The sequence below is a fragment of the Pseudomonas sp. URMO17WK12:I9 genome (assembly GCF_900230165.1).
In the GTDB taxonomy this organism is placed as follows: domain Bacteria; phylum Pseudomonadota; class Gammaproteobacteria; order Pseudomonadales; family Pseudomonadaceae; genus Aquipseudomonas; species Aquipseudomonas fulva.
Window position 1 is genome coordinate 83,685 of the sequence record NZ_OCMQ01000004.1, and the last position, 22,530, is coordinate 106,214.

Below are 22,530 nucleotides of genomic sequence, written 5' to 3' on the forward strand. Positions count from 1 at the left end.
CCTGTATGAGCCTGTCACTTCTCAGCCGTTATGCGGTGTTCGCCATCTGCATCGTGTTTACCCTGGCAACCCTGCCATTGATCCACCACCAATGGCTGTGGCCCTTCACCCTGACAACCGGCCTGCTCAGCCTGATAGGCCTGTTCGACCTGTTGCAGAAACGCCACGCCGTGCGTCGCAACTACCCGATCCTGGGCAACATCCGCTACCTGGTGGAAACCATTCGCCCGGAAATCCGCCAGTATCTGCTCGAAGCAGACAGCGACGCCCTGCCCTTCTCCCGTGCCCAACGCTCGCTGGTCTACTCCAGGGCCAAGAACCAGGTCTCGGACAAACCGTTCGGCACCCTGATCGACGTCTACGCGTCCGGCTTCGAGTTCATCGGCCACTCCATGCGCCCGGCGCCGTTGGCTGACCCGGCAAGCTTTCGCATCACCATCGGCGGCCCGCAGTGCAGCCAGCCGTATTCAGCTTCGATCTTCAACATTTCCGCCATGAGTTTTGGCTCGCTCAGCGCCAACGCCATTCGCGCATTGAACCAAGGCGCGAAACTGGGCAACTTTCACCACGACACCGGTGAGGGCAGCATCAGCCCCTACCATCGCGAGCACGGCGGTGATTTGGTATGGGAACTGGGCAGCGGGTATTTCGGGTGCCGCACCTCGGACGGACGTTTCGACCCGCAGGCATTTGCCGCGCAGGCACGCAGCCCGCAGGTGCGCATGATCGAGGTCAAGATGAGCCAGGGCGCCAAGCCTGGGCATGGCGGCATACTGCCCAAACACAAGGTCACCCAGGAAATTGCCGAAACCCGCGGCGTCCCGCTGGGCGAGGACTGCATCTCGCCATCGCGGCACAGCGCGTTTTCCACGCCAATCGAAATGATGCAGTTCATCGCCCAACTGCGTGAACTGTCGGGCGGCAAACCCGTGGGGTTCAAACTCTGCCTGGGTCACCCGTGGGAGTTCATGGGTATCGCCAAGGCCATGCTGCAAACCGGCATCCTGCCTGACTTCATCGTGATCGATGGCAAGGAAGGCGGCACCGGGGCCGCCCCCGTGGAGTTCACCGACCATATCGGGGTGCCGCTGCGCGAAGGCCTGTTGTTCGTGCACAACACCTTGGTGGGCTTGAACCTGCGCGACAAGATCAAGCTCGGAGCCAGCGGCAAGATCGTCAGCGCCTTCGATATCGCCAGCGTCCTGGCCATCGGTGCGGACTGGGCCAACGCCGCGCGGGGGTTCATGTTCGCCATCGGCTGCATCCAGTCCCAGAGCTGCCACACCAACAAGTGCCCGACGGGTGTGGCCACGCAGGATCCGCTGCGCCAACGTGCCCTGGTGGTGCCGGACAAGGCCGAACGGGTGCTGAACTTCCATCGCAACACCCTGCGTGCCTTGGCCGAGATGCTGGCTGCAGCTGGGCTGGAACACCCGTCGCAGCTCGAAGCCAAGCACTTGGTGCGGCGCATTTCAGCCACCGAGATCAAGCTGTTCTCGCAAATGCATGTGTTCCTCAAGCCGGGCGAGCTACTGACCGGTGAGGTCGATGGGCAATTCTATTCGCGCATGTGGCAACTGGCCCGAGCGGACAGCTTTGAGCCCAACAGCGAGGTAGCCGCCTGAATGCTTGAGCGCGGCCCTGCCGCGCACCCGCTTTATTCCGCAGTTTCCACAAAATTTTCACATACCCGGCGCAACGTCTAAGCTTCAGGCAAGCAAGACGAAAATACCTGGCTGGATAGACGATTATGGGCGCACTGTGGCAAACGGAACCAAACACCAAGCAAGCACCCGAACAAACGCCTGCCGAGACGCCAGAACCCAAGTCCCCTCGTCAGCGCCGGCTATGGTGGCGTCTGATCATCCTGATTCTGCTGGTGGGCGCTGGCGCTGTCGGCTTCGCGGCCTATGAAGAGTTCCGCACGTCCGAGCTGCAATCGCGCGAGTTCAGCAAGCTGGCGAGCACCCTGACCTACTCGCTGCAGCCCGGTCCCAGCGATGCGATCGTGTACCCAGGCGAAGGACCGTTCGATAAGCGCCTGGGCTATAGCTCGCTCGGCGAGTTCCTGCCGCGCCTGCTCAAGCGCGATTACCTGATCAGCCAACAAGTGCGATTCTCGCCGGCGCTGGTCAATTACGTCGATCATGGGCTGTTCGCGCCCTATATCGAAAAGGTCCAGGCAGGTCTGGCGATTACCGATTGCCGGGGCGACATGCTCTACCAGTATCAGTATCCCCAGTACCTGTACCCGGACTTCGCCTCGATTCCCTCGGTCGTGGTCAACAGCCTGCTGTTCATCGAGAACCGCGACCTGCTCGATACCCGTGATCCGCGCAACAACCCGGCAGTGGACTGGCCGCGTTTCGCCAAGGCTGCCTACAGCCAGATCGCGCGCTACCTGGCCCTGCCTGGCCAATCCGCCGGCGGCAGTACCCTGGCCACCCAGCTGGAGAAGTACCGCCATTCACCCGACGGGTTGACCGTGTCGGGCGCCGAGAAGATCAGGCAGATGATTTCTGCCAGCGTGCGCGCCTATCAGGGCGGGCCGGACACCACCGAGGCGCGCCAGCGCATCGTGCGTGATTACCTCAACAGCGTGCCGCTGTCCGCCGTGCCGGGTCATGGTGAAGTCCACGGCATGGCCGAAGGCCTGCGCGTGTGGTATGGAGCAGACTTCGAGCACGTCAACCGCGCGCTCAATGACACCGCCACGGATGCGCAGAGCCTGGCGGCCCGCGGCCTTGCGCTGCGTCAGGTGCTGTCGTTGATGATTGCCCAGCGCCGGCCATCGCACTACCTCTCCAAGGGGCGCGTGGAACTTGCCGAGCTGACCGACGCCCACGTTCGTGTGCTGGCAGCGAACCAGATCATCCCTCAGGCGCTGGCCGATGCCGCGTTGGCCAGCAAGGCCGTCTACCGTGACTGGGTCGCGCAGCCGACCATCGTGCCTATCGTCACCAACAAGGGCATCAGCCTGGCCCGCAACCGTCTTTCGGCCATGCTCAACCGCCCGCTGTACGACCTCGACCGTCTGGACCTTTCCGCCACCAGCACCTTGCAGGCTGACCTGCAGCTGCAAGTCAGCGAGTACCTTAAGCATCTGGCCGACCCGGCCTTCGCCGCGCAGATCGGCCTGATTGGCGAGCGTTTGCTGACTGCCAAAACCACCGACCAGGTCAGCTACAGTTTCACCCTGTTCGAACGCACTGCCGATGGCTCACGCGTGCGGGTCCAGACGGACAGCACCGACCAGCCCTTCGACATCAACGAAGGCAGCAAGCTGGAACTGGGTTCGACCGCCAAGCTTCGGGTGCTGACCACCTACCTGGAAATCGTCGCCGAGCTGCATGACAAGTACGCCGGCAAGCCTGCGGCTGAGCTGAAGAAAGTCGAGGTCGCCGACCTGGACGTCATCAGCCGCTGGTCACTGGACTGGCTGATGCAAAACAGCAGAAACCAGAGCCTGGACGCGATGCTCGACGCCGCCCTTGAGCGCAAGTATTCGGCCAGCACTGGCGAATCCTTCTTCACCGGCGGCGGCATGCACGTGTTCAATAACTTTCGCAAGGAAGACAACGGCCGCAACCCTACCCTCAAGGACGCCCTGCGCGAATCGATCAACCTGCCGTTCATCCGCCTGATGCGCGACGTGGTGCGCTACGTCACCTATCAGCAGCCCTTGAACAGGGTGCCGCTGCTCAAGGACGATGCTGACCCGCGCCGGCAGGAGTACCTGGCAAAGTTCGCCGACAAGGAAGGGACCAGCTACCTGATGCGTTTCTGGCGCAAGTACCAGCGCAAGACCTCGCAGCAACGCCTGGACACCTTCCTCGACGGCATGCGCGTGACACCCCAGCGCCTGGCGGCCGTGCACCGCTACCTGTTCCCTGAGGCTGGCCAGGCCACGTTCAACGCCTTCGTGCGGGCCCATAGCAAAGACAGCAAGCTCGCCCAGAGCAAACTGACCGACGACCGTCTGGTACAGATGTACGATGCCTACGGCCCGGGGCGGTATAACCTGCCTGACCAGGGCTTCATCGCCAAGGTCCACCCGCTGGACCTGTGGCTGCTGGGCTACCTGCTCAAGCACCCTGCATCGACCTTGAGCGAAATGATCAACGCCAGCCGCTTCGAACGCCAGGAGGTCTACAGCTGGCTGTTCAAGAGCCGTCACCAGGGCGCACGGGACAGCCGCATCCGGACCATGGTGGAAATCGAGGCGTTTCTCGACATTCATCAGCGCTGGAAGCGGGTGGGCTATCCCTTCGATCACCTGGTCCCGTCGCTGGCGACCGCTATTGGCAGCTCCGGTGACCGGCCTGCCGCGCTTTCCGAACTGGTGGGCATCATTCAGAACGACGGTGTACGGCTGCCGACACTGCGCATCGATACCCTGCACTTTGCAGCGGACACGCCGTACGAGACCAAACTGATCAGCGACCCGGATCGTGGTGTGCGGATACTGCCGGTCGAGGTAGCGCGCGCGCTCAAGGGCGCCATGTCGCAAGTGGTGGACGCAGGTACCGCGCGGCGCATTTCCGGCAGCTTCATGCTCAAGGATGGCACGCCTCTGGTCATGGGCGGCAAGACCGGAACGGGCGACAACCGCATCGAGAGCTTCGGCGCCGGGGGCCGCCTGATAGGCTCACGGTCGCTTAACCGCACCGCGACGTTCGTGTTCTTCCTGGGCGATAACCACTTCGGCACCTTGACTGCCTTCGTGCCCGGACGCTCGGCGGAAGCCTTCAAGTTCACCTCTGCGCTGCCGGTGCAGGTGCTCAAGGGCATGGCGCCGATCCTCATGCCCTACTTGCAGCCGGGCAACCCTAACGAATGCATCCCCCCGCAGCAGGCAAGCGTAGTTGCCCGTTCACCTGAGGATGTATCGAACGGGTAGATAAGAATCATCAGCATTTGTGGTTTGCCGAAGATACATCTTGAGTACTATCTTGAGATATATCTTGAACAGGCACTTTCCAGCATGCGCGATTCCGAAAACTTCGAACGCAAACCCGGCCGCGGCGAACGCGGCCCTCGGGTGTTCGCCCCAGGCGATCTGAAACTGCTGCTGCTCTCACTCTTGGGCGAACAGCCAGGACACGGCTACGACCTGATCAGGCAAATCGAAAAACGCTTCGATGGCAGCTATACGCCGAGCCCAGGGGTGATCTATCCCACGCTCAACTTCCTGGAGGAGGCCGAACTCATCCAGGGTCAGCCTCAAGGCAGCAAGCGGCTGTACACCATCACCGACACGGGCCGCAGCGCCTTGACCGAGCAGGCCGTGGCACTGGACGGGTTACGCGTGCGTATCGAAGTCAGCAAGCATGCCCTGCGGGGTCACGACCGCCCCGCTGAGATTCACGAGGCCGTGGGCAATCTGCGCCACGCCTTGCACATGCACCATGGCCGCTGGACACCTGAGGAAATCGAGCGCGTCCGCGACTTGCTTAACGTGACCGCCAAAGCCATCGCTGGCGGCCCCCATGCCCCTGACCAGGAGAGCGCTGATGAGTGAAGCCATCCACCGCGTCAACCACGAGATTCGCCAGCGCCGCCTGAACGTGCTGCGTGTGACCGACCTGACCCCGCGCATGCGCCGCGTGACACTGGGCGGCCCCGAGCTACAGGGCTTCACCAGCCTGGGCACGGATGACCATATCAAGCTGCTGTTTGCCGAGACTGCCGAGCAGCAGCACGCCATTGATGCCCGCACGCTCAATCGGGAAGGGGGCGAGCGGCCCACCATGCGTGAGTACACCCCCCGGCGCATCGACCTGCAAGCCAACGAACTGGACATCGACTTCGTGCTGCACGGCGATGGCCCCGCTTCGACCTGGGCGGCGCAGGCGGCGCCGGGGCAAACCCTGGATATCGCCGGGCCACGTGCCTCGATGGTGGTACCGGACATCTTCGAGGCCTACCTGCTGATCGGTGACGAAACTGCCTTGCCGGCCATTGGCCGCCGTCTTGAAGCCCTGCCTGCGGGACGACGGGTGGTGGCCGTCATCCAGGTTCACGATGAGCAGGAGCGTCAGCCCTTGCCCAGCCAAGCTCAGGTGGACGTGACCTGGTCCGTACGAGGTCGGGACGACCTGGTGGCCACGGTCGAGGCCTTGCCATTACCCGAGGGGACCTTGTACGCCTGGGTAGCGCTGGAGAAGAACCTGACGCGTCAGGTCAAGACATTGCTGATCAGCAAAGGTGTGGCGCAGGACGCTCTCAAGGCTGCCGCCTACTGGCGCGCCGAAGGTTCAGCAAGCGACGACTGAAAGGCTGTGGCCAAGGCCAGTCAATCAAGGCCAACGGGGCTGCGGCGGCCCTGGCAATGCCCGTCGCGGCGCTCAAATCCCTGGGCTGCTGCGCAGACTTGATGGCTGCCTGATTTGCCTGATTGACGGCACGCCCTGCCTCATCCCGCTCTCCACCTGTCAAGCATGAGCAGCACCCCGGCGATTGCCCAGAACCCTGCCAGCACACCCAGCGCATTGATCATCACCTGGGCATACCCCAGGGTGGCAACATCGATGAAGGGATAGGCGTAGACGCCAATCTCACTGCCACGCCACAACGCATAGGCGAAATAGGCGGCAGGATAGAACGCCCATAGCCCCAGGTGGTGCAGCCGCAATCGGCCCTTGGGCACCTCGAACCACCAGTACAAGGCGTAAAGCGCTGGCATGACGTCATGCAACAGCTCGTCTGCCAGCCATTGCCAACCCTCGGGCTGCCACAGATGGCGCAACAACAGGCTATACGCCAGCGCCACCAGCACGATGCTCGCCGCCACCGCCGAGCTGACCACAGGAGACAGGAAAAAGCGCCTGCTCGCCCCTTCCCGGCCAAATGCGGCATAGCTCAGGACAGTGGCCACCAGCGTATTGGTCAGCACCGTGAAGTAGCCGAACACGTTGATCAGTCCACCTATCAGGCTCGCCTGCTCCTGCCATCGCCCCCAGAGCACCAGGTATACCTGCACGCTCAGGCCTAGCCAGCCCAGCATGGCCATGGTGCTCAACCACGGGTGACGCTGCATGTCAGGCCTGGCGCTGCAGCTTGATGTACAGCTGCTCGACCTTCTCGCGGGCCCACGGGGTCTTGCGCAGGAAGGTAAGGCTCGACTTGACCGTCGGGTTGCTCTTGAAGCAGCGCACATCGATGCGTTCGGCCAGCCCCTGCCATTGATAGTGGGCGACCAGCTCGGTCAGGATCTGCTCGAGGGTCTTGCCGTGCAGCGCGTTGTGTTGGGCAGTGCTCATGCCAAGGCTCCGGTACAAAGATGCGCACCTTACACCAGTGCAGGCATCGTCGCGCACCCTGCACGGGACAAATAAGGCTGGCGGCGTGCGGCAAGGCTATGCTGAAATAGAGATGTTATATTGTAACAATAAACATCTCTGCCAAGGACCGCTACCGCTCATGGTGCACTCACCGCTTCGCCTTTCTCCCCTCGCACTAGCACTTTGCATGGTTACCTCAAACAGCCAGGGGGTTGAACTCTCGCCTCAGGTCATCACTGCAAACCCGCTGGGCAGCGCCCAGTTGGCCAGCCCCAGCACGGTGCTGGAAGGCACTGACCTGCTGCAACAACAGCACAGCAGCCTGGGGGAAACCCTGAACCGACAGCCAGGTGTGGCCTCCACCTGGTTCGGGCCAGGGGCGAGCCGCCCAATCATTCGAGGCCTGGACGGGGATCGCATCCGCCTGCTGCGCAATGGCGTCGGCGCGCTGGATGCCTCGTCGTTGTCCTACGACCACGCCGTGCCCCTTGACCCCGTCACTGTCGAACGCATCGAAATCGTCCGGGGCCCCGCTGCCCTGCTCTATGGCGGCAACGCCATTGGCGGCGTGGTGAACACGTTCGACAACCGCATTCCCGATACCCCTATCGACGGCATCCAGGGCGCCGGCGAGCTGCGCTACGGTGGCGCCGACACCACACGCAGCAGTGCCGGCAAGCTGGAGGCCGGCAACGGTGCCTTCGCCCTGCACGTGGATGCCAACGCCCGTCAGTACAATGATTTGCGCATCCCAGGCTTTGCACGCAGCGCCCAGGTCCGCGATGCCGATGCACCCGGCAGCAAGCATCGCCTGGAAAACAGCGACGGCCGCCAGGACGGCGGCGCACTGGGCGGTGCCTACCACTGGGACCACGGTTATGCCGGCCTGTCCTACAGCCGTTATGACACCAACTACGGTTCGGTGGCTGAGCCCGGCGTTCGGCTGGACATGGAGCAGGACCACTATGCCTTCGCCTCGCAGTTTCGCGACCTGGACGGCCCGTTCAGCTCGGTGAAGCTCGATGCCGGGTATACCGATTACCAACATCGTGAGATCGAAGAAGGCGAAGTTCATACCACGTTCAAGAACAAGGGCTATGAAGCCCGTGTCGAGGCCCGCCACCAACCCTTGGGTCCCGTGGAAGGGGTGCTGGGAGCGCAGGTCAGCCGGAACGAATTCTCAGCGCTGGGCGAAGAAGCGTTCGTGCCGCATACCGATACCGACAGCTTTGCACTGTTCCTGCTGGAGCAATGGCACGCCACTGACCGGCTGGATTTGAGCCTCGGGGCACGGATGGAGCACACCCGCGTCGACCCGGACGGCAAGGGCAACGCGCAGTTCGCAGACGCCGACAGCGCCAGCAGCTTCAACGCCTTCAGTCTGTCGTCAGGTGCCGTGTACCAACTGGACCCGATCTGGTCGCTCGCCGCCAACCTGGGCTACACCGAGCGGGCGCCGACTTTCTATGAGCTCTATGCCAACGGCGCACATGTGGCTACCGGCGCCTATGAAGTGGGCGATGCCAGCCTGAACAAGGAAAAGGCAGTTTCGGGCGATCTGGCACTGCGCTTTGACAACGGCACGCACAAAGGCAGCGTGGGCGTTTTCTACAGCCATTTTCGCAACTATATCGGCCTGATCGGCACCGGCAACCTGCGCGAAGGTCACGATCATGATCATGAAGGCGAAGATCATGACCACGACCATGACCACGACGGCATTCCCGAATACCAGTACCAAGGTGTTCGGGCCCGGTTCTACGGCATCGAGGCGCAAGACCGGTGGCAGCTGGCGCAGAACCGCTATGGCAGCTTTGCGCTCGAATTGTCGGGTGACTACACCAGGGCCAAGAACCTCGATTCCGGCGAGCCCCTGCCACGAATCGCCCCGCTGCGCCTGAACAGCGGCCTGGTCTGGGAGCTCGACCGCTGGCAGGCGCGAGTGGACGTTGAGCATGCCGCCGCTCAACACCGCAAACCGGCCAATGAAACCCGCACCGATGGGTATACCACCCTGGGCGCCAGCGTGGGCTATCGGTTCGACGTGGGCCACAGCCAGTGGCTGGCGTTCGTGCGGGGTGAGAACCTGACGGATCAGACGGTGCGTTATGCCAGCTCGATCCTGCGTGATATCGCACCGGCCCCGGGGCGTAGCGTGGAAGTCGGCCTGCGCACTACCTTCTGAGGGAGCCCGCCTGCCACGACGGGTAACATGGGGCGCCACGCGCCCCATTTGAGTGCACTGTTACCCAAAGGGTAACAATGCACTGCGACATTTTGTCTTTTTTTCCCACGCTTTACCCTATATCCTCCCCGCCCCAAGCTGAATCGCTTCACCCATTTACCCCCTTCGTCAACCCATTGCCAGGGCCTGCCTGTCGATGCGCTTGCCGTTTTTCCAACAATCAGAAGACAGCGCTACCTCATGCTTCAACTGCCAAAATCCAGCTACCTCGGCTTCGCCCTAGCGGCCATGGCCAACGCAGCCTACGCTAACGAGCCGTTTGCCAGTGACTCTCCCTGGATGTTCGGTGATTGGGCCGGGCACCGTACCGCCTTGCTCGACCAAGGTTATGACTTCACCTTGGGCTACACAGGCGAAATGGGCAGCAACCTGCGCGGTGGCTACGACCACAACCGCACGGCCCGCTACAGTGACCAGTTCACCTTCGGCAGCCACATGGACCTGGAAAAGATCTTCGGCTGGCGCGACGCCGAGTTCCAGCTCACGGTCACCGAGCGCCATGGCCAGAACATCAGCAACGACCGCATCAATGACCCCCGCGTCGGCGGCTTCACCTCGGCGCAGGAAGTGTGGGGCCGCGGTCAGACCTGGCGCCTGACGCAGCTGTGGGTCAAGCAGAAATATTTCGACGGCGCGCTGGACGTCAAGTTTGGCCGCTTTGGCGAAGGTGAAGACTTCAACAGCTTCCCCTGCGACTTCCAAAACCTGGCCTTCTGTGGCTCTCAGGTGGGCAACTGGGTAGGTGGCATCTGGTACAACTGGCCCGTCAGCCAGTGGGCCCTGCGCGTGCGCTACAACCTCAGCGACAGCCTCTTCGCGCAGGTTGGCGTGTTCGAGCAGAACCCGTCCAACCTGGAGTCGGGCAACGGCTTCAAGCTCAGCGGCAGCGGCACCCAAGGCGCGGTGATGCCAATCGAACTGGTATGGAGCCCACGTATCAAAGGCATGAAAGGGGAATATCGCGCCGGGTACTACTACAGTAATGCCAAGGCAAGCGATGTACTCAAGGACAGCGACGGGCAGTCGGCAGCGATCAGCGGTGCCGCCTACCGCAGCAGCTCAAGCAAGCACGGCGTGTGGCTGGGTGCTCAGCAGCAGGTGACTGCGCTGGCATCGGACGCCTCGCGTGGCTTGAGCGTATTCGCCAACGCCACGATGCATGACAAGAAAACCAATGCCATCGACAACTATGTGCAGGCTGGACTGGTATTCAAAGGGCCGTTCGACAGTCGGGCCAAGGACGACATCGGCCTTGCAGTCGCCCGTGTGCATGTCAACCCGGCCTATCGCAAGAATGCCCGGCTGGCCAACCAGGCCGCGGGGCTTTACGACTATGACAACCCTGGCTTCCTGCCAGTACAGGACACCGAATACAGCGCCGAGCTGTACTACGGCATTCACCTGGCCGACTGGCTCACGGTGCGACCGAACCTGCAATACATCCGCCACCCCGGCGGCGTGTCGCAGGTCGACAACGCCCTGGTCGGCGGCTTGAAAATCCAGAGCACTTTCTAAAAACACATATCAAACGGAGAACATGCGATGAGCACTGAAGGTGCCAACAAGGGAAGCCGCTGGCTACCCCGCCTGATCGGCGTCCTGCTGTTGTTGATGGGGCTGGCACTGCTGGCCGGTGGCATCAAGCTCAGTCAGCTGGGCGGGTCGCTGTATTACCTGATCGCCGGCATCGGGTTTGCCGTGTCTGGCGCCCTCCTGCTGGCCCAGCGCCGCATCGGCCTGGGTGTCTACGCCGTCGTGTTGCTGGGCAGCACGGTCTGGGCACTGCTCGAAGTGGGCCTGGACTGGTGGCAACTGGTACCGCGTCTGGCCATCTGGTTCGCCATCGGTGTAGTGCTGTTGCTGCCTTGGTCGCGCCGACCGTTGATCGGGCCAGCCAGCAAAGCCAACACGGCCCTGCTCACCGTTGCCGTGGTGGCATCGGGTGCCTGCGCCGTCGCCAGTCAGTTCACCCACCCCGGTGAGGTGTATGGCGAACTGGGTCGCGACACCAGCGAAATGGCCAGCACCGCCCCGGCCATGCCCGACGGCGAGTGGCATGCCTACGGCCGCACCGAGCACGGCGACCGTTACTCGCCGCTGCGCCAGATCACCGCGCAAAACGCCTACCGCCTTGAAGAGGCCTGGCGTATCCGCACCGGCGACTTGCCCAGTGACAAAGACCCGGTGGAACTGACCAACGAAAACACGCCGCTCAAAGCCAATGGCATGCTCTATGCCTGCACCGCCCACAGCCGCGTGCTGGCCTTGGACCCGGACACCGGTGCTGAAATCTGGCGTTATGACCCGCAGATCAAGAGCCCGGTGGGCACCTTCAAGGGTTTCGCCCACATGACGTGCCGTGGCGTTTCGTACTATGACGAAAACCGCTACGTAAGCCGTGACGGCAGCCCTGCGCCGACCATCAGCGATGCTGGCAAGGCCGTGGCTCAGGCCTGCCCGCGCCGTCTTTATCTGCCAACTGCCGACGCGCGCCTGATCGCCATCAATGCCGACAACGGCAAGGTCTGCGAAGGCTTTGCCAACCAGGGCAGTGTCGACCTGACCACCGGCCTTGGGCCATTCACGCCAGGTGGCTACTACTCCACATCGCCTGTGGCCATCACGCGCGACCTGGTGATCATTGGCGGTCACGTGACCGACAACGAGTCGACCAGCGAGCCGTCTGGCGTGATCCGCGCATACGACGTACACGACGGCCGCCTGGTGTGGAACTGGGACAGCAACAACCCGGACGACACCGCGCCACTGGCACCGGGCAAGATGTACAGCCGCAACTCGGCCAACATGTGGTCGATTGCCAGCGTCGACGAAGACCTGGGCATGATCTACCTGCCACTGGGCAACCAGACGCCGGACCAATGGGGTGCTGACCGCACGCCAGGCGCCGAGAAATACAGCGCCGGTGTGGTCGCCCTGGACCTGGCGACCGGCAAGGCCCGCTGGAACTACCAGTTCACCCACCATGACCTGTGGGACATGGACGTGGGCAGCCAGCCTACCTTGGTCTCCCTGAAGACCGACGATGGCGTCAAGCCTGCGGTCATCGTGCCGACCAAACAGGGTAGCCTGTACGTGCTGGACCGTCGTGACGGTACGCCGATCGTGCCGATCCGTGAAATCCCGACCCCGCAAGGCGCGGTCAAGGGCGATCACACCTCGCCGACCCAGGCCCGTTCGGACCTCAACCTGCTCGGCCCTGAGCTGACCGAACAGGCCATGTGGGGCGCCACGCCGTTCGACCAGATGCTGTGCCGCATCCAGTTCCGCGAGCTGCGCTACGAAGGCCAGTACACCCCGCCATCGGAGCAGGGTTCGCTGATCTACCCAGGCAACGTGGGTGTGTTCAACTGGGGCAGCGTCTCGGTCGACCCGGTACGTCAACTGCTGTTCACATCGCCCAACTACATGGCATTCGTCTCCAAGATGATCCCCCGTGAGCAGGTTGCGGACGGTAGCAAGCGCGAGAGCGAGACCAGCGGCGTGCAACCGAACACCGGTGCACCCTATGCCGTCACCATGCACCCGTTCATGTCGCCGCTGGGCGTGCCGTGCCAGGCGCCTGCCTGGGGCTATGTGGCCGCCATCGACCTGTTCACCAACAAGGTGGTCTGGAAGCACAAGAACGGCACTACCCGCGACAGCACGCCGGTCCCAATCGGCCTGCCGGTTGGGGTACCCAGCATGGGCGGCTCGATCGTCACCGCCGGCGGCGTAGGCTTCCTGAGCGGTACGCTGGACCAGTACCTGCGCGCCTATGACGTCAACAACGGCAAGGAATTGTGGAAAGCCCGCCTGCCAGCAGGCGGCCAGGCCACGCCAATGACCTATACCGGCAAGGACGGCAAGCAGTACGTGCTCATCGTGGCCGGTGGCCACGGCTCGCTGGGCACCAAGATGGGCGACTACATCATCGCCTACAAACTCGCCGAGTAACCGGCACGGTGTCACCAAAAGCGGAGCCTTGCAGGCTCCGCTTTTTCATGCGCGCACGCCACTGCCCGGCAGCGGCTTGAAACCCTTCCTGCCTTGCCCCATCTAAGCACCATAGTCATTCACGCAGGTGCCCCATGAGCGACCAGCAGGATTACCCTGAACACGCCGACGATTCCAACGAAGTCGAACATACCAGTAGCCAGCCGATAACCGGCCATGCCTTGGCCCTGCCTGGACAACAGCTGCCGGACAAGGTCTATGTGATCCCCATTCACAACCGCCCGTTCTTTCCGGCGCAGGTGCTGCCGGTCATCGTCAACGAAGAGCCGTGGGCCGAGACGCTGGACTTGGTGGCCAAGTCTCCCGACCACTGCCTGGCGCTGTTCTTCATGGACACGCCGCCTGAAGACCACCGCCATTTCGACACCAAGGCCCTTCCGGAGTACGGCACCCTGGTCAAGGTGCACCATGCCAGCCGGGAAAACGGCAAGTTGCAGTTCGTGGCCCAGGGCCTGACGCGGGTACGTATTCGGACCTGGCTCAAGCACCATCGCCCGCCCTATCTGGTTGAAGTCGACTACCCGCGCCAACCGGCCGACCCGACCGACGAGGTCAAAGCCTATGGCATGGCCCTGATCAACGCCATCAAGGAGCTGCTGCCCCTCAACCCGTTGTACAGCGAAGAGTTAAAGAATTACCTCAACCGCTTCAGCCCCAACGACCCCTCCCCGCTGACCGACTTCGCCGCCGCGTTGACCTCGGCGACCGGCAGCCAGCTTCAAGAGGTGCTCGACTGCGTGCCCATGCTCAAGCGCATGGAAAAAGTGCTGCCCATGCTGCGCAAGGAAGTTGAAGTCGCTCGCCTGCAAAATGAAATTTCCGCCGAGGTGAACCGGCAGATTGGCGAGCATCAGCGCGAATTCTTCCTCAAGGAGCAACTGAAGGTCATCCAGCAGGAACTGGGGTTGACCAAGGATGATCGCAGCGCGGACCTCGAGCAGTTCGAACAACGGCTCGAAGGCAAGACCCTACCGGACCAGGCACGCAAGCGCATCGACGAGGAGATGGGCAAGTTGGCGATCCTGGAGACAGGCTCACCCGAATACGCCGTGACCCGAAACTACCTGGAGTGGGCGACAGCCCTGCCCTGGGGTATCTACGGGGACGACAAGCTCGACCTCAAGCACGCCCGCAAGCTGCTCGACCAGCATCATGCGGGGCTGGACGATATCAAGGAACGTATCCTCGAGTTTCTGGCCGTTGGGGCATGGAAAGGCGAGATCAGTGGCTCGATCGTGTTGCTGGTGGGCCCGCCAGGGGTGGGCAAGACCAGCGTTGGCAAGTCCATCGCCGAATCGTTGGGCCGCCCATTCTATCGCTTCAGCGTGGGCGGCATGCGCGACGAAGCCGAAATCAAGGGGCATCGCCGCACCTACATCGGGGCCCAGCCAGGCAAGCTGGTGCAAGCCCTGAAGGATGTCGAAGTGATGAACCCGGTCATCATGCTCGACGAAATCGACAAGATGGGGCAAAGCTACCAAGGCGACCCGGCCTCGGCGCTGCTGGAAACCCTGGACCCCGAGCAGAACGTCGACTTCCTCGATCACTATCTGGACCTGCGCCTGGACCTGTCCAAGGTGCTGTTCGTCTGCACCGCCAATACCTTGGATTCCATCCCCGGTCCACTGCTCGACCGCATGGAGGTCATCCGCCTCTCCGGGTACATCACCGAAGAAAAACTGGCCATCGCTAAACGCCATCTCTGGCCCAAGCAACTGGCCAAGGCGGGTGTGGCCAAAAGCAGCCTGAGTATCACCGACAGCGCCTTGCGCCTGGTGATCGAAGGCTATGCCCGGGAAGCCGGCGTACGACAGCTGGAAAAACAGTTGGGCAAGTTGGTGCGCAAGGCCGTGGTGAAGCTGCTTGAAGACCCCACCGCCAAGCTCAAAATCGGACCAAAGGATCTGGAAGGCGCATTGGGCATACCGGTGTTCCGCAGTGAGCAGGTGCTGGCGGGCAAAGGTGTGATCACGGGCCTTGCCTGGACCAGCATGGGCGGTGCCACACTGCCAATCGAAGCGACGCGCATTCACACGCTCAACCGCGGTTTCAAGCTGACCGGCAAGCTCGGCGATGTCATGAAGGAATCGGCTGAAATCGCGTACAGCTATGTCAGTTCTAACCTCAAGCAGTTTGGCGGCGACCCGGCCTTCTTCAACGAAGCGTTCATTCACCTGCATGTACCCGAGGGTGCTACCCCCAAGGACGGTCCGAGTGCCGGCATTACCATGGCCAGCGCGCTGCTGTCCTTGGCACGGGATCAGGCACCGAAGAAAGGTGTGGCCATGACCGGCGAGCTGACCTTGACCGGGCAGGTGCTGCCCATTGGTGGGGTGCGTGAAAAGGTCATCGCGGCGCGCCGGCAGAAGATCCACGAGTTGATCCTGCCCGAGCCTAATCGCGGCGATTTCGAGGAACTGCCCGACTACCTGCGTGAAGGGTTGACGGTGCATTTCGCCAAACGCTTTGCCGACGTCGCCAAAGTGCTTTTCTGAAGTACAGGAGCAGGGGCTGTGCTGCAGCCCCCTGGTTCATCCTTCCCTCGGTATGACTACCGTGCCGCTTAATCGGTTATCCTCGGGCACTCGACAACCCGTGGAGCCCCTATGTCCACCTCACGCCTGCTTGCCCCGTTGGGGCTGACTCTGCTAACCGCCTGCGCCCAGCACGGGCCCGAGCCTGTCACCCTGGATGCTGACAGTGAGTGCCCGATCTACCTGGAAAAAGGGCAGGTGTTGAACCTGACCCTTCCCAGCAACCCTTCCACTGGCTACCGCTGGCGAGTGGAAGCCGCCGCTACGCCTGTGCTCCTCAGCCTCGGGCCCGAGGTCTACAGCGCGCCCGATCAGGAGGATGTGGTCGGCAGCGAAGGCCTCTCGACGTGGCGTTATCAAGCCGATCAAAGCGGCAAGGCCGCCTTGAAGCTGGTCTATCAACAGCCTTGGGCCAGGCAGGTGACGCCAGTGCAAACCTTCGATTGCAATGTTGTCGTGCGCTGACGCTTTGCGTTGATGTACGTGGGCGAATCTGCCGTACATACGCAGGATCCAGGCCAATCGGCGCCACGCTGGCATGGCAAGATCACCCGCCATTCGATAAAATGCGCGCCCCGTTTCACCCAGCCTTGAGCCCGCCGTGACCACAGATCCCGATCGTCTTTTCGCCCAACCGTTGGCGCAGGTACCCGACTTCGTTTTCAACGAGGACGTGGTGCGCGTGTTCCCGGACATGATCAAGCGCTCCGTGCCGGGCTATCCGACGATTGTCGAGAATGTGGGCGTACTGGCCGCACGCTTCGCCATGCCCGGCACGGCGTTGTATGACCTGGGCGCCTCGCTCGGTGCGGTTACGCAGGCTTTGCGCCGGCACGTGCGCGGGGAAGGTTGCCGCGTAATCGCCGTGGACAATTCCGCCGCCATGGTCGAGCGCTGCCGCGAATACCTCGCAGCCCAGGACTCGATGTTCCAGGAATTGTTGCCTGTCGAGGTGCTGGAAGCGGACATCCTCAACCTGGCGTTCGAACCGGCCTCGGTGGTGGCGATGAACTTCACCCTGCAGTTCATCGCACCGCCGCAGCGACTGGCGCTGTTGACCCGCATCCGCCAGTCACTGCTGCCCGGCGGTGCCCTGATCCTTTCGGAAAAGCTGTGCTTTGCCGACGCCACTGCGCAGGCGCTGCTCAACGACCTGCACCTGGACTTCAAACGCGCCAACGGCTACAGCGAACTGGAAATTGCCCAGAAGCGCAGCGCCATCGACAACGTGATGAAGCCTGACACCCTGGAAACCCACCGCCAGCGCTTGCTCGATGCAGGGTTCTCGACGGTGGTGCCCTGGTTCCAATGCCTTAACTTTGCCTCGTTGATAGCCCTACCATGATCGATCTTTCCCCTCTGGCGCGCCGTCTGGCGGGCACCCCCCTGGCTGAATGGTCGCAAGGCCTGCAGGCGCAACTCGATGCCAAGCTGGAAAAAGGTCATGGCGACCTGGACCGCTGGCGTGGTGCGCTGCACGCGCTACCGGCCCTGCAGCCGAGCGAAATCGACCTGGTAAACGGACTGCGTCTGGACTGCGACTGCGATGATGCCAGCCGCGTGCAAATGCGCCAGGCATTGATGGGGCTGTCGCCCTGGCGCAAAGGCCCCTTCGATCTGTTTGGCGTGCACGTCGATACCGAATGGCGCTCGGACTGGAAATGGGCTCGCGTTGCGCCGCACCTGGACCTCAAGGGCAAGCGGGTACTGGACGTTGGCTGCGGTAATGGCTATTACCAGTGGCGCATGCTGGGCGCTGGCGCCGACATGGTCATCGGGGTCGACCCGAACTGGTTGTTCTTCTGTCAGTTCCAGGCGGTACAACGGTACTTGCCGAACCTGCCGGCCTGGCACCTTCCTTTTGCGCTGGAAGACCTGCCTGCCAGCCTCGAGGGCTTCGACACTGTGTTTTCGATGGGGGTGTTCTATCACCGTCGCTCGCCTATCGAGCACCTGCTGGCGCTCAAGGACTGCCTGGTCAAGGGCGGCGAACTGGTTTTGGAAACACTGGTGATCGAAGGCGACGTGCAACAGGTGCTGGTGCCCGAGGACCGTTACGCGCAGATGCGCAACGTGTGGTTCCTGCCCTCGGTCCCAGCCCTGGAGCGCTGGCTGCGCCGGGCTGGGTTCAGTGATGTTCGCTGCGTGGATGTCAGTGTCACGAGCCTGGAAGAACAGCGCAGCACCGAATGGATGCGCTATCAGTCGCTCAGTGATTTCCTCGACCCCAGCGATTCAGGCAAAACCATCGAGGGCTTGCCTGCCCCGCGTCGCGCCACGCTGGTGGCGCGCAAATAGCCGTTGGCTCAACGCGAGGCCGCGAGAATCAATGCCTTCATTTCTGATACGGCGGCCTTGAAGCCCACGAACAATGCGTGGGCGACCAGCGCGTGGCCGATGTTCAGTTCGTTGATGCCCTTGATGGCCGCCACGGCCTCAACGTTGTGGTAGTGCAGGCCATGGCCGGCATTGACGATCAAGCCTTGGCCGATGCCAAACGCCACGCCATCGACAATGCGCTTGAGCTCTTCAGCCACTTCGGTAGGTGATTGCGCGTCGGCATAACGGCCGGTGTGCAGCTCGATGGCCGGCGCGCCTACCCGGTGCGAGGCCTCGATCTGGCGCTCGTCGGCATCGATGAACAACGACACCTCTGCGCCGATCCGCGACAGGCGCTCGACCGCCGCTTTGATTCGCGCTTCCTGGCCTGCCACATCCAACCCACCCTCGGTGGTGAGTTCCTGACGGGTTTCAGGCACCAGGCAGATGTGCGCCGGGCGGATCTTTTCGGCAAAGGCCATCATCTCTTCGGTGACGCCCATTTCGAAGTTCATGCGCGTCTGCAATACATCCTTGAGCAGCAACACGTCGCGCTCCTGGATGTGGCGGCGATCCTCGCGCAGGTGCACGGTGATGCCGTCGGCACCCGCCTCTTCAGCATCCAGCGCCGCCTTGACAGGGTCTGGGTAACGCGTACCCCGGGCCTGGCGCAGGGTGGCCACATGGTCGATGTTCACGCCGAGAAGCATGCGGTTGCTGTGAGTCACGAAAGGCTCTCCTTGGATTGAGCCCTACAGCATACGTCGTGATCAGCGCTTGCGAAACAGTTCGCGGCTGACCAGCGGCTTGCCACCCAGATGAACGGCCAGGGCCTGGCGCATCAAGCGCTTGGCCGCCAGCAAAGCACCTGGCATTTCCCAGTCTGCCTCGGCCAAGGCCAGCAACTCGGTGCCACCGAACAGCCCAGGCTGGGGCAGTTCGACCCGCTCCAGCCCAGCGTCCACGCGCAGGCGGTACCGCCCCTCGGCGGCAATGGGCTGCTCGTTGACATCCATGTGCAGCGAGAAGGCGTAACCCAGCTCATCGAGCAGCCGCCATTCAAAGGCCCGCAACAGCGGCTCGAGCGGACGGCCGGCCAGAAGAGCTTGCAGGGTTTGCGCATAGTGATCAAACAACCCAGGCGAAGGTGCCTCTGCCGGGAGCAGGCGCATCAGCAACTCATTGAGGTACAAACCGCTGAACACAGCGTCCCCGTGCAGCCAGGGTGCCATGCCGACCGTTTCCAGCCTGCCAACGTTCTTCAGCTCCCCTCGCCCGCGCAGCTCAAGCTCCAGTGGCACAAAGGGGCGCACCAGGCTGCCACCCTTGCCCCGCGCGCGGCGCAATACGGCACGTACGCGCCCCTGGGGGGTGAAGAAGTCCACCAGCGCGCTGGTTTCCTTGTAGGCGCGGCTGTGCAGCACATAGGCTGGCTGACCGACAGGTTGTTCCATGAAATTCACCAGCCCGCGTGAGGCAGACGTTGTCGAGAACGCCCCGACCGGGGCGCTCTCGCATCAGGCTGCGTAAGCCTTAGAGGTCGCCGTAGCCCAGCGAGCGCAGGGCGCGCTCGTCATCGGACCAGCCGCCTTTGACCTTGACCCAGAGGTTGAGCATGACCTTGGCGTCAAACAGCACTTCCATGTCCTTGCGCGCATCGGAACCGATGCGCTTGATGCGCTCACCCTTGTCGCCGATGATGATTTTCTTCTGCCCGTCGCGTTCGACCAGGATCAGCGCATGGATATGCAACACATGCCCCTGCTGCTTGAACTCCTCGATTTCCACTGTGATCTGGTAAGGCAGCTCGGCGCCCAGCTGACGCATGATCTTTTCACGCACCAGCTCGGCAGCCAGAAAGCGGCTGCTGCGATCGGTGATCTGGTCTTCCGGGAAGAAATGCTCGTTTTCCGGCAGGTGCTTGGCGATCAGCGCTTCGAGCGATTCGAGGTTGTGGCCCTGCTGCGCGGAAATGGGCACGATCTCGGCGTTGGGCAGCTGGCCTTGCAGCCACTGAAGGTGCGGAATGAGCTCGGCCTTTTCATCCATGCGGTCAGTCTTGTTCACCGCCAGGATCACCGGGCCGGTCACGTACTGAACGCGCTCGAGCACCAATTGGTCCTCATCCGTCCACCGGGTGCGGTCCACTACGAAGATCACCACGTCGACGTCCTTCAAAGCGGCCGAGGCGTTGCGATTCATGTAGCGGTTCAGGGCCTTGTCGTTGGCCTTGTGCATGCCGGGGGTATCGACATAGATGGCCTGCACCGGGCCCTCGGTCTTGATGCCGAGCATGTTGTGACGCGTGGTCTGCGGCTTGCGCGAGGTGATGGCCAGTTTCTGGCCAAGGATGTGGTTCAACAGGGTCGACTTGCCGACGTTCGGGCGACCGACGATAGCGACGTAGCCGCAACGGGTAGTGGTGTTCTCAGTCATTGCCATTCTCCACGCCCAGGGCGATCAATGCGGACGCAGCGGCTACCTGCTCGGCGATACGCCGGCTGACACCCTGACCACGGCTCTTGTTGTTCAGCAGCACGACTTCGCATTCGACGAAGAACGTACGGCAGTGAGGTTCGCCCTGGATATCCACCACTTCGTAACGCGGCAGCTCGCAGCTGCGCGATTGCAGGAACTCCTGCAGGCGGGTTTTAGGATCCTTGTTGGTATCGACCAGGGTCAGCCCTTCGAACTCGTTGGCCAGCCAGGCGAGCACGCGCTCGCGGGCCGTGTCCATGTCGGCGTCCAGGTAGATGGCCCCGATCAAGGCCTCCAGCGCATCGGCCAGAATGGACTCGCGGCGAAAGCCCCCGCTTTTGAGCTCGCCCGAACCCAGGCGCAGGTATTCGCCCAGGTCGAACCCTCGGGCCAGACGGGCCAGGGTCTCACCTTTGACCAGGCGGGCACGCAGCCGTGACAGCTGCCCTTCACGGGCCTGGGGGAAGCGCTCGAACAGCGCCTCGCCGGCGACGAAGTTGAGAATGGCGTCACCGAGGAACTCCAGACGCTCGTTATTGCGCCCGGCATAGCTGCGGTGGGTCAGGGCCAGGAGCATCTGGTCCTGGTCCTTGAAGGTGTAACCGAGCTTTCGCTCCAGGCGGGTAAGGGAAGCAGTCATGCGGCCACCCGATCGTTGTTAAACGCGTTGTTCAAATCAGCATCCTGAAAGACGGTTTGGCCATGGTCACCGCACGCTGGGCGGCGAATCTCCCATCCTTGAGACACAGCCTATGTCAGAAAAGCATTCGGCGCTGTATGGACAGCGCCGAAGGGTATCAATGGATCAGTCCGACCCGCGACAAGTTGGGCAGGTGGCTGAGTTTTGGCTCAGGCCAGCTCATCCATACTGCGAAAGCCTTGCCAACGATGTTGCGGTCCGGAACCATGCCGTGCAGTTCCTTGGGAATGTTGGGGTCATCCCAGTAGCGGCTGTCGTTGGAGTTGTCGCGGTTGTCGCCCATCATGAAGTAATGGCCGGCTGGCACCGTCCATTGCTGGTCCGGCGGCATACGGTAACGGCTCATCTCCTTGCGGATCAGGTGCTCGGCAGCACCGAGCTTTTCCTTGTACAGCTGGGCGCTGCCCAGCGTCCCAGGCTCGGTACCCACCAGTTGCTCGGCGACCCGCTGACCGTTGACGAACAACTGCTTGTCGTTGGTGTAGCGGATCTGGTCACCGGGCAAGCCGACGACCCGCTTGATGTAGTTGACGTTCGGGTCGCTGGGGTAGCGGAACACCATCACATCGCCGCGCTGTGGGTCGCCCACCTCGATGACCTTCTTGTCGATCACCGGCAAGCGGATGCCATAGGAGAACTTGTTCACCAGGATGAAGTCACCCACTTCCAGCGTGGGTTTCATCGACCCCGACGGAATCTGGAAAGGTTCGACCAGGAACGAGCGCAGCACCAGCACGATGAACAGCACCGGGAAGAACGACTTGCCGTATTCGACCAGCAAGGGTTCCTTGTTCAGGCGCTCGACCACCGCCGGTTCCGGCTGGCTGACACTGCCCTGGTAAGTGGCGATCGCCGCACGTCGGCGCGGCGCCAGGAACAGAAGGTCGATCAGGCCCAACAGACCGCACACGAACACGGCAATGACGAGCAACAGCGGGAAATTTAGCGACATAGGAC

The 22,530-nt window shown here is 62.4% G+C and carries 18 protein-coding genes; 11 read left to right on the forward strand and 7 right to left on the reverse strand.

Annotated elements, in window-relative coordinates; genetic code table 11:
- Window positions 1-5 precede the first annotated feature (5 nt).
- The 4 genes from CRP40_RS10585 to CRP40_RS10600 all read left to right on the forward strand — a co-directional run bounded on the left by CRP40_RS10585 (window position 6) and on the right by CRP40_RS10600 (window position 6,275).
- Complete coding sequence (locus tag CRP40_RS10585) at window positions 6-1,625, forward strand: FMN-binding glutamate synthase family protein (RefSeq protein WP_027915366.1); 1,620 nt, start codon at window positions 6-8, stop codon at window positions 1,623-1,625.
- Between the two features lie 125 nt (window positions 1,626-1,750).
- Window positions 1,751-4,900 carry a transglycosylase domain-containing protein gene (locus CRP40_RS10590; protein WP_027915367.1) on the forward strand — a complete coding sequence of 1,050 codons (3,150 nt, stop codon included), beginning with the start codon at window positions 1,751-1,753 and terminating at the stop codon, window positions 4,898-4,900.
- Between the two features lie 84 nt (window positions 4,901-4,984).
- Window positions 4,985-5,521, forward strand: a complete 537-nt coding sequence (locus CRP40_RS10595; protein WP_027915368.1) for a PadR family transcriptional regulator — start codon at window positions 4,985-4,987, stop codon at window positions 5,519-5,521.
- The gene (locus CRP40_RS10600; protein WP_027915369.1) at window positions 5,514-6,275 is read left to right on the forward strand and encodes a siderophore-interacting protein; all 762 of its coding nucleotides are present in this window, start codon (window positions 5,514-5,516) and stop codon (window positions 6,273-6,275) included. Before CRP40_RS10595 ends, CRP40_RS10600 begins: the two co-directional genes overlap by 8 nt.
- 140 nt (window positions 6,276-6,415) lie before the next feature.
- Here CRP40_RS10600 and CRP40_RS10605 read toward each other — a convergent pair whose 3' ends face one another.
- Together CRP40_RS10605 and CRP40_RS10610 are read right to left on the reverse strand one after the other, a co-directional pair.
- Complete coding sequence (locus tag CRP40_RS10605) at window positions 6,416-7,039, reverse strand: Pr6Pr family membrane protein (protein WP_027915370.1); 624 nt, start codon at window positions 7,037-7,039, stop codon at window positions 6,416-6,418.
- A gap of 1 nt (window position 7,040) precedes the next feature.
- Complete coding sequence (locus tag CRP40_RS10610; RefSeq protein ID WP_027915371.1) at window positions 7,041-7,262, reverse strand: VF530 family protein; 222 nt, start codon at window positions 7,260-7,262, stop codon at window positions 7,041-7,043.
- A gap of 160 nt (window positions 7,263-7,422) precedes the next feature.
- Between CRP40_RS10610 and CRP40_RS10615 the strand changes: the two genes are divergently transcribed.
- The 7 genes from CRP40_RS10615 (at window position 7,423) to cmoB (ending at window position 18,374) form a co-directional block, all read left to right on the forward strand.
- Window positions 7,423-9,468 carry a TonB-dependent receptor gene (locus CRP40_RS10615; protein WP_027915372.1) on the forward strand — a complete coding sequence of 682 codons (2,046 nt, stop codon included), beginning with the start codon at window positions 7,423-7,425 and terminating at the stop codon, window positions 9,466-9,468.
- Window positions 9,469-9,708: 240 nt separating this feature from the next.
- Window positions 9,709-11,043 carry a carbohydrate porin gene (locus tag CRP40_RS10620; RefSeq protein WP_027915373.1) on the forward strand — a complete coding sequence of 445 codons (1,335 nt, stop codon included), beginning with the start codon at window positions 9,709-9,711 and terminating at the stop codon, window positions 11,041-11,043.
- Between the two features lie 27 nt (window positions 11,044-11,070).
- Window positions 11,071-13,482, forward strand: a complete 2,412-nt coding sequence (locus CRP40_RS10625; RefSeq protein ID WP_027915374.1) for a glucose/quinate/shikimate family membrane-bound PQQ-dependent dehydrogenase — start codon at window positions 11,071-11,073, stop codon at window positions 13,480-13,482.
- 134 nt (window positions 13,483-13,616) lie between these two features.
- The gene (gene lon, locus CRP40_RS10630) at window positions 13,617-16,037 is read left to right on the forward strand and encodes an endopeptidase La (RefSeq protein WP_027915375.1); all 2,421 of its coding nucleotides are present in this window, start codon (window positions 13,617-13,619) and stop codon (window positions 16,035-16,037) included.
- Between the two features lie 111 nt (window positions 16,038-16,148).
- Complete coding sequence (locus CRP40_RS10635; protein WP_027915376.1) at window positions 16,149-16,541, forward strand: protease inhibitor I42 family protein; 393 nt, start codon at window positions 16,149-16,151, stop codon at window positions 16,539-16,541.
- 136 nt (window positions 16,542-16,677) lie between these two features.
- On the forward strand, window positions 16,678-17,421 hold the full coding sequence (cmoA, locus tag CRP40_RS10640) for a carboxy-S-adenosyl-L-methionine synthase CmoA (protein WP_027915377.1): 744 nt from the start codon (window positions 16,678-16,680) through the stop codon (window positions 17,419-17,421).
- Complete coding sequence (gene cmoB, locus CRP40_RS10645) at window positions 17,418-18,374, forward strand: tRNA 5-methoxyuridine(34)/uridine 5-oxyacetic acid(34) synthase CmoB (protein WP_027915378.1); 957 nt, start codon at window positions 17,418-17,420, stop codon at window positions 18,372-18,374. Before cmoA ends, cmoB begins: the two co-directional genes overlap by 4 nt.
- A gap of 8 nt (window positions 18,375-18,382) precedes the next feature.
- Here the strand turns inward: cmoB and pdxJ are convergent, their stop codons facing one another.
- The 5 genes from pdxJ to lepB all read right to left on the reverse strand — a co-directional run bounded on the left by pdxJ (window position 18,383) and on the right by lepB (window position 22,525).
- On the reverse strand, window positions 18,383-19,123 hold the full coding sequence (gene pdxJ / locus CRP40_RS10650) for a pyridoxine 5'-phosphate synthase (protein ID WP_023535236.1): 741 nt from the start codon (window positions 19,121-19,123) through the stop codon (window positions 18,383-18,385).
- Window positions 19,124-19,165: 42 nt separating this feature from the next.
- Window positions 19,166-19,849, reverse strand: coding sequence for a DNA repair protein RecO (recO, locus tag CRP40_RS10655; RefSeq protein ID WP_027915379.1), 684 nt, complete (start codon window positions 19,847-19,849; stop codon window positions 19,166-19,168).
- A 79-nt stretch (window positions 19,850-19,928) separates the two neighbouring features.
- Window positions 19,929-20,831 carry a GTPase Era gene (gene era / locus CRP40_RS10660; protein ID WP_023535257.1) on the reverse strand — a complete coding sequence of 301 codons (903 nt, stop codon included), beginning with the start codon at window positions 20,829-20,831 and terminating at the stop codon, window positions 19,929-19,931.
- Window positions 20,824-21,513, reverse strand: coding sequence for a ribonuclease III (gene rnc, locus CRP40_RS10665; RefSeq protein ID WP_023535270.1), 690 nt, complete (start codon window positions 21,511-21,513; stop codon window positions 20,824-20,826). Before rnc ends, era begins: the two co-directional genes overlap by 8 nt.
- Window positions 21,514-21,670: 157 nt before the next feature.
- On the reverse strand, window positions 21,671-22,525 hold the full coding sequence (lepB, locus tag CRP40_RS10670; RefSeq protein WP_023535203.1) for a signal peptidase I: 855 nt from the start codon (window positions 22,523-22,525) through the stop codon (window positions 21,671-21,673).
- Window positions 22,526-22,530: the final 5 nt, after the last annotated feature.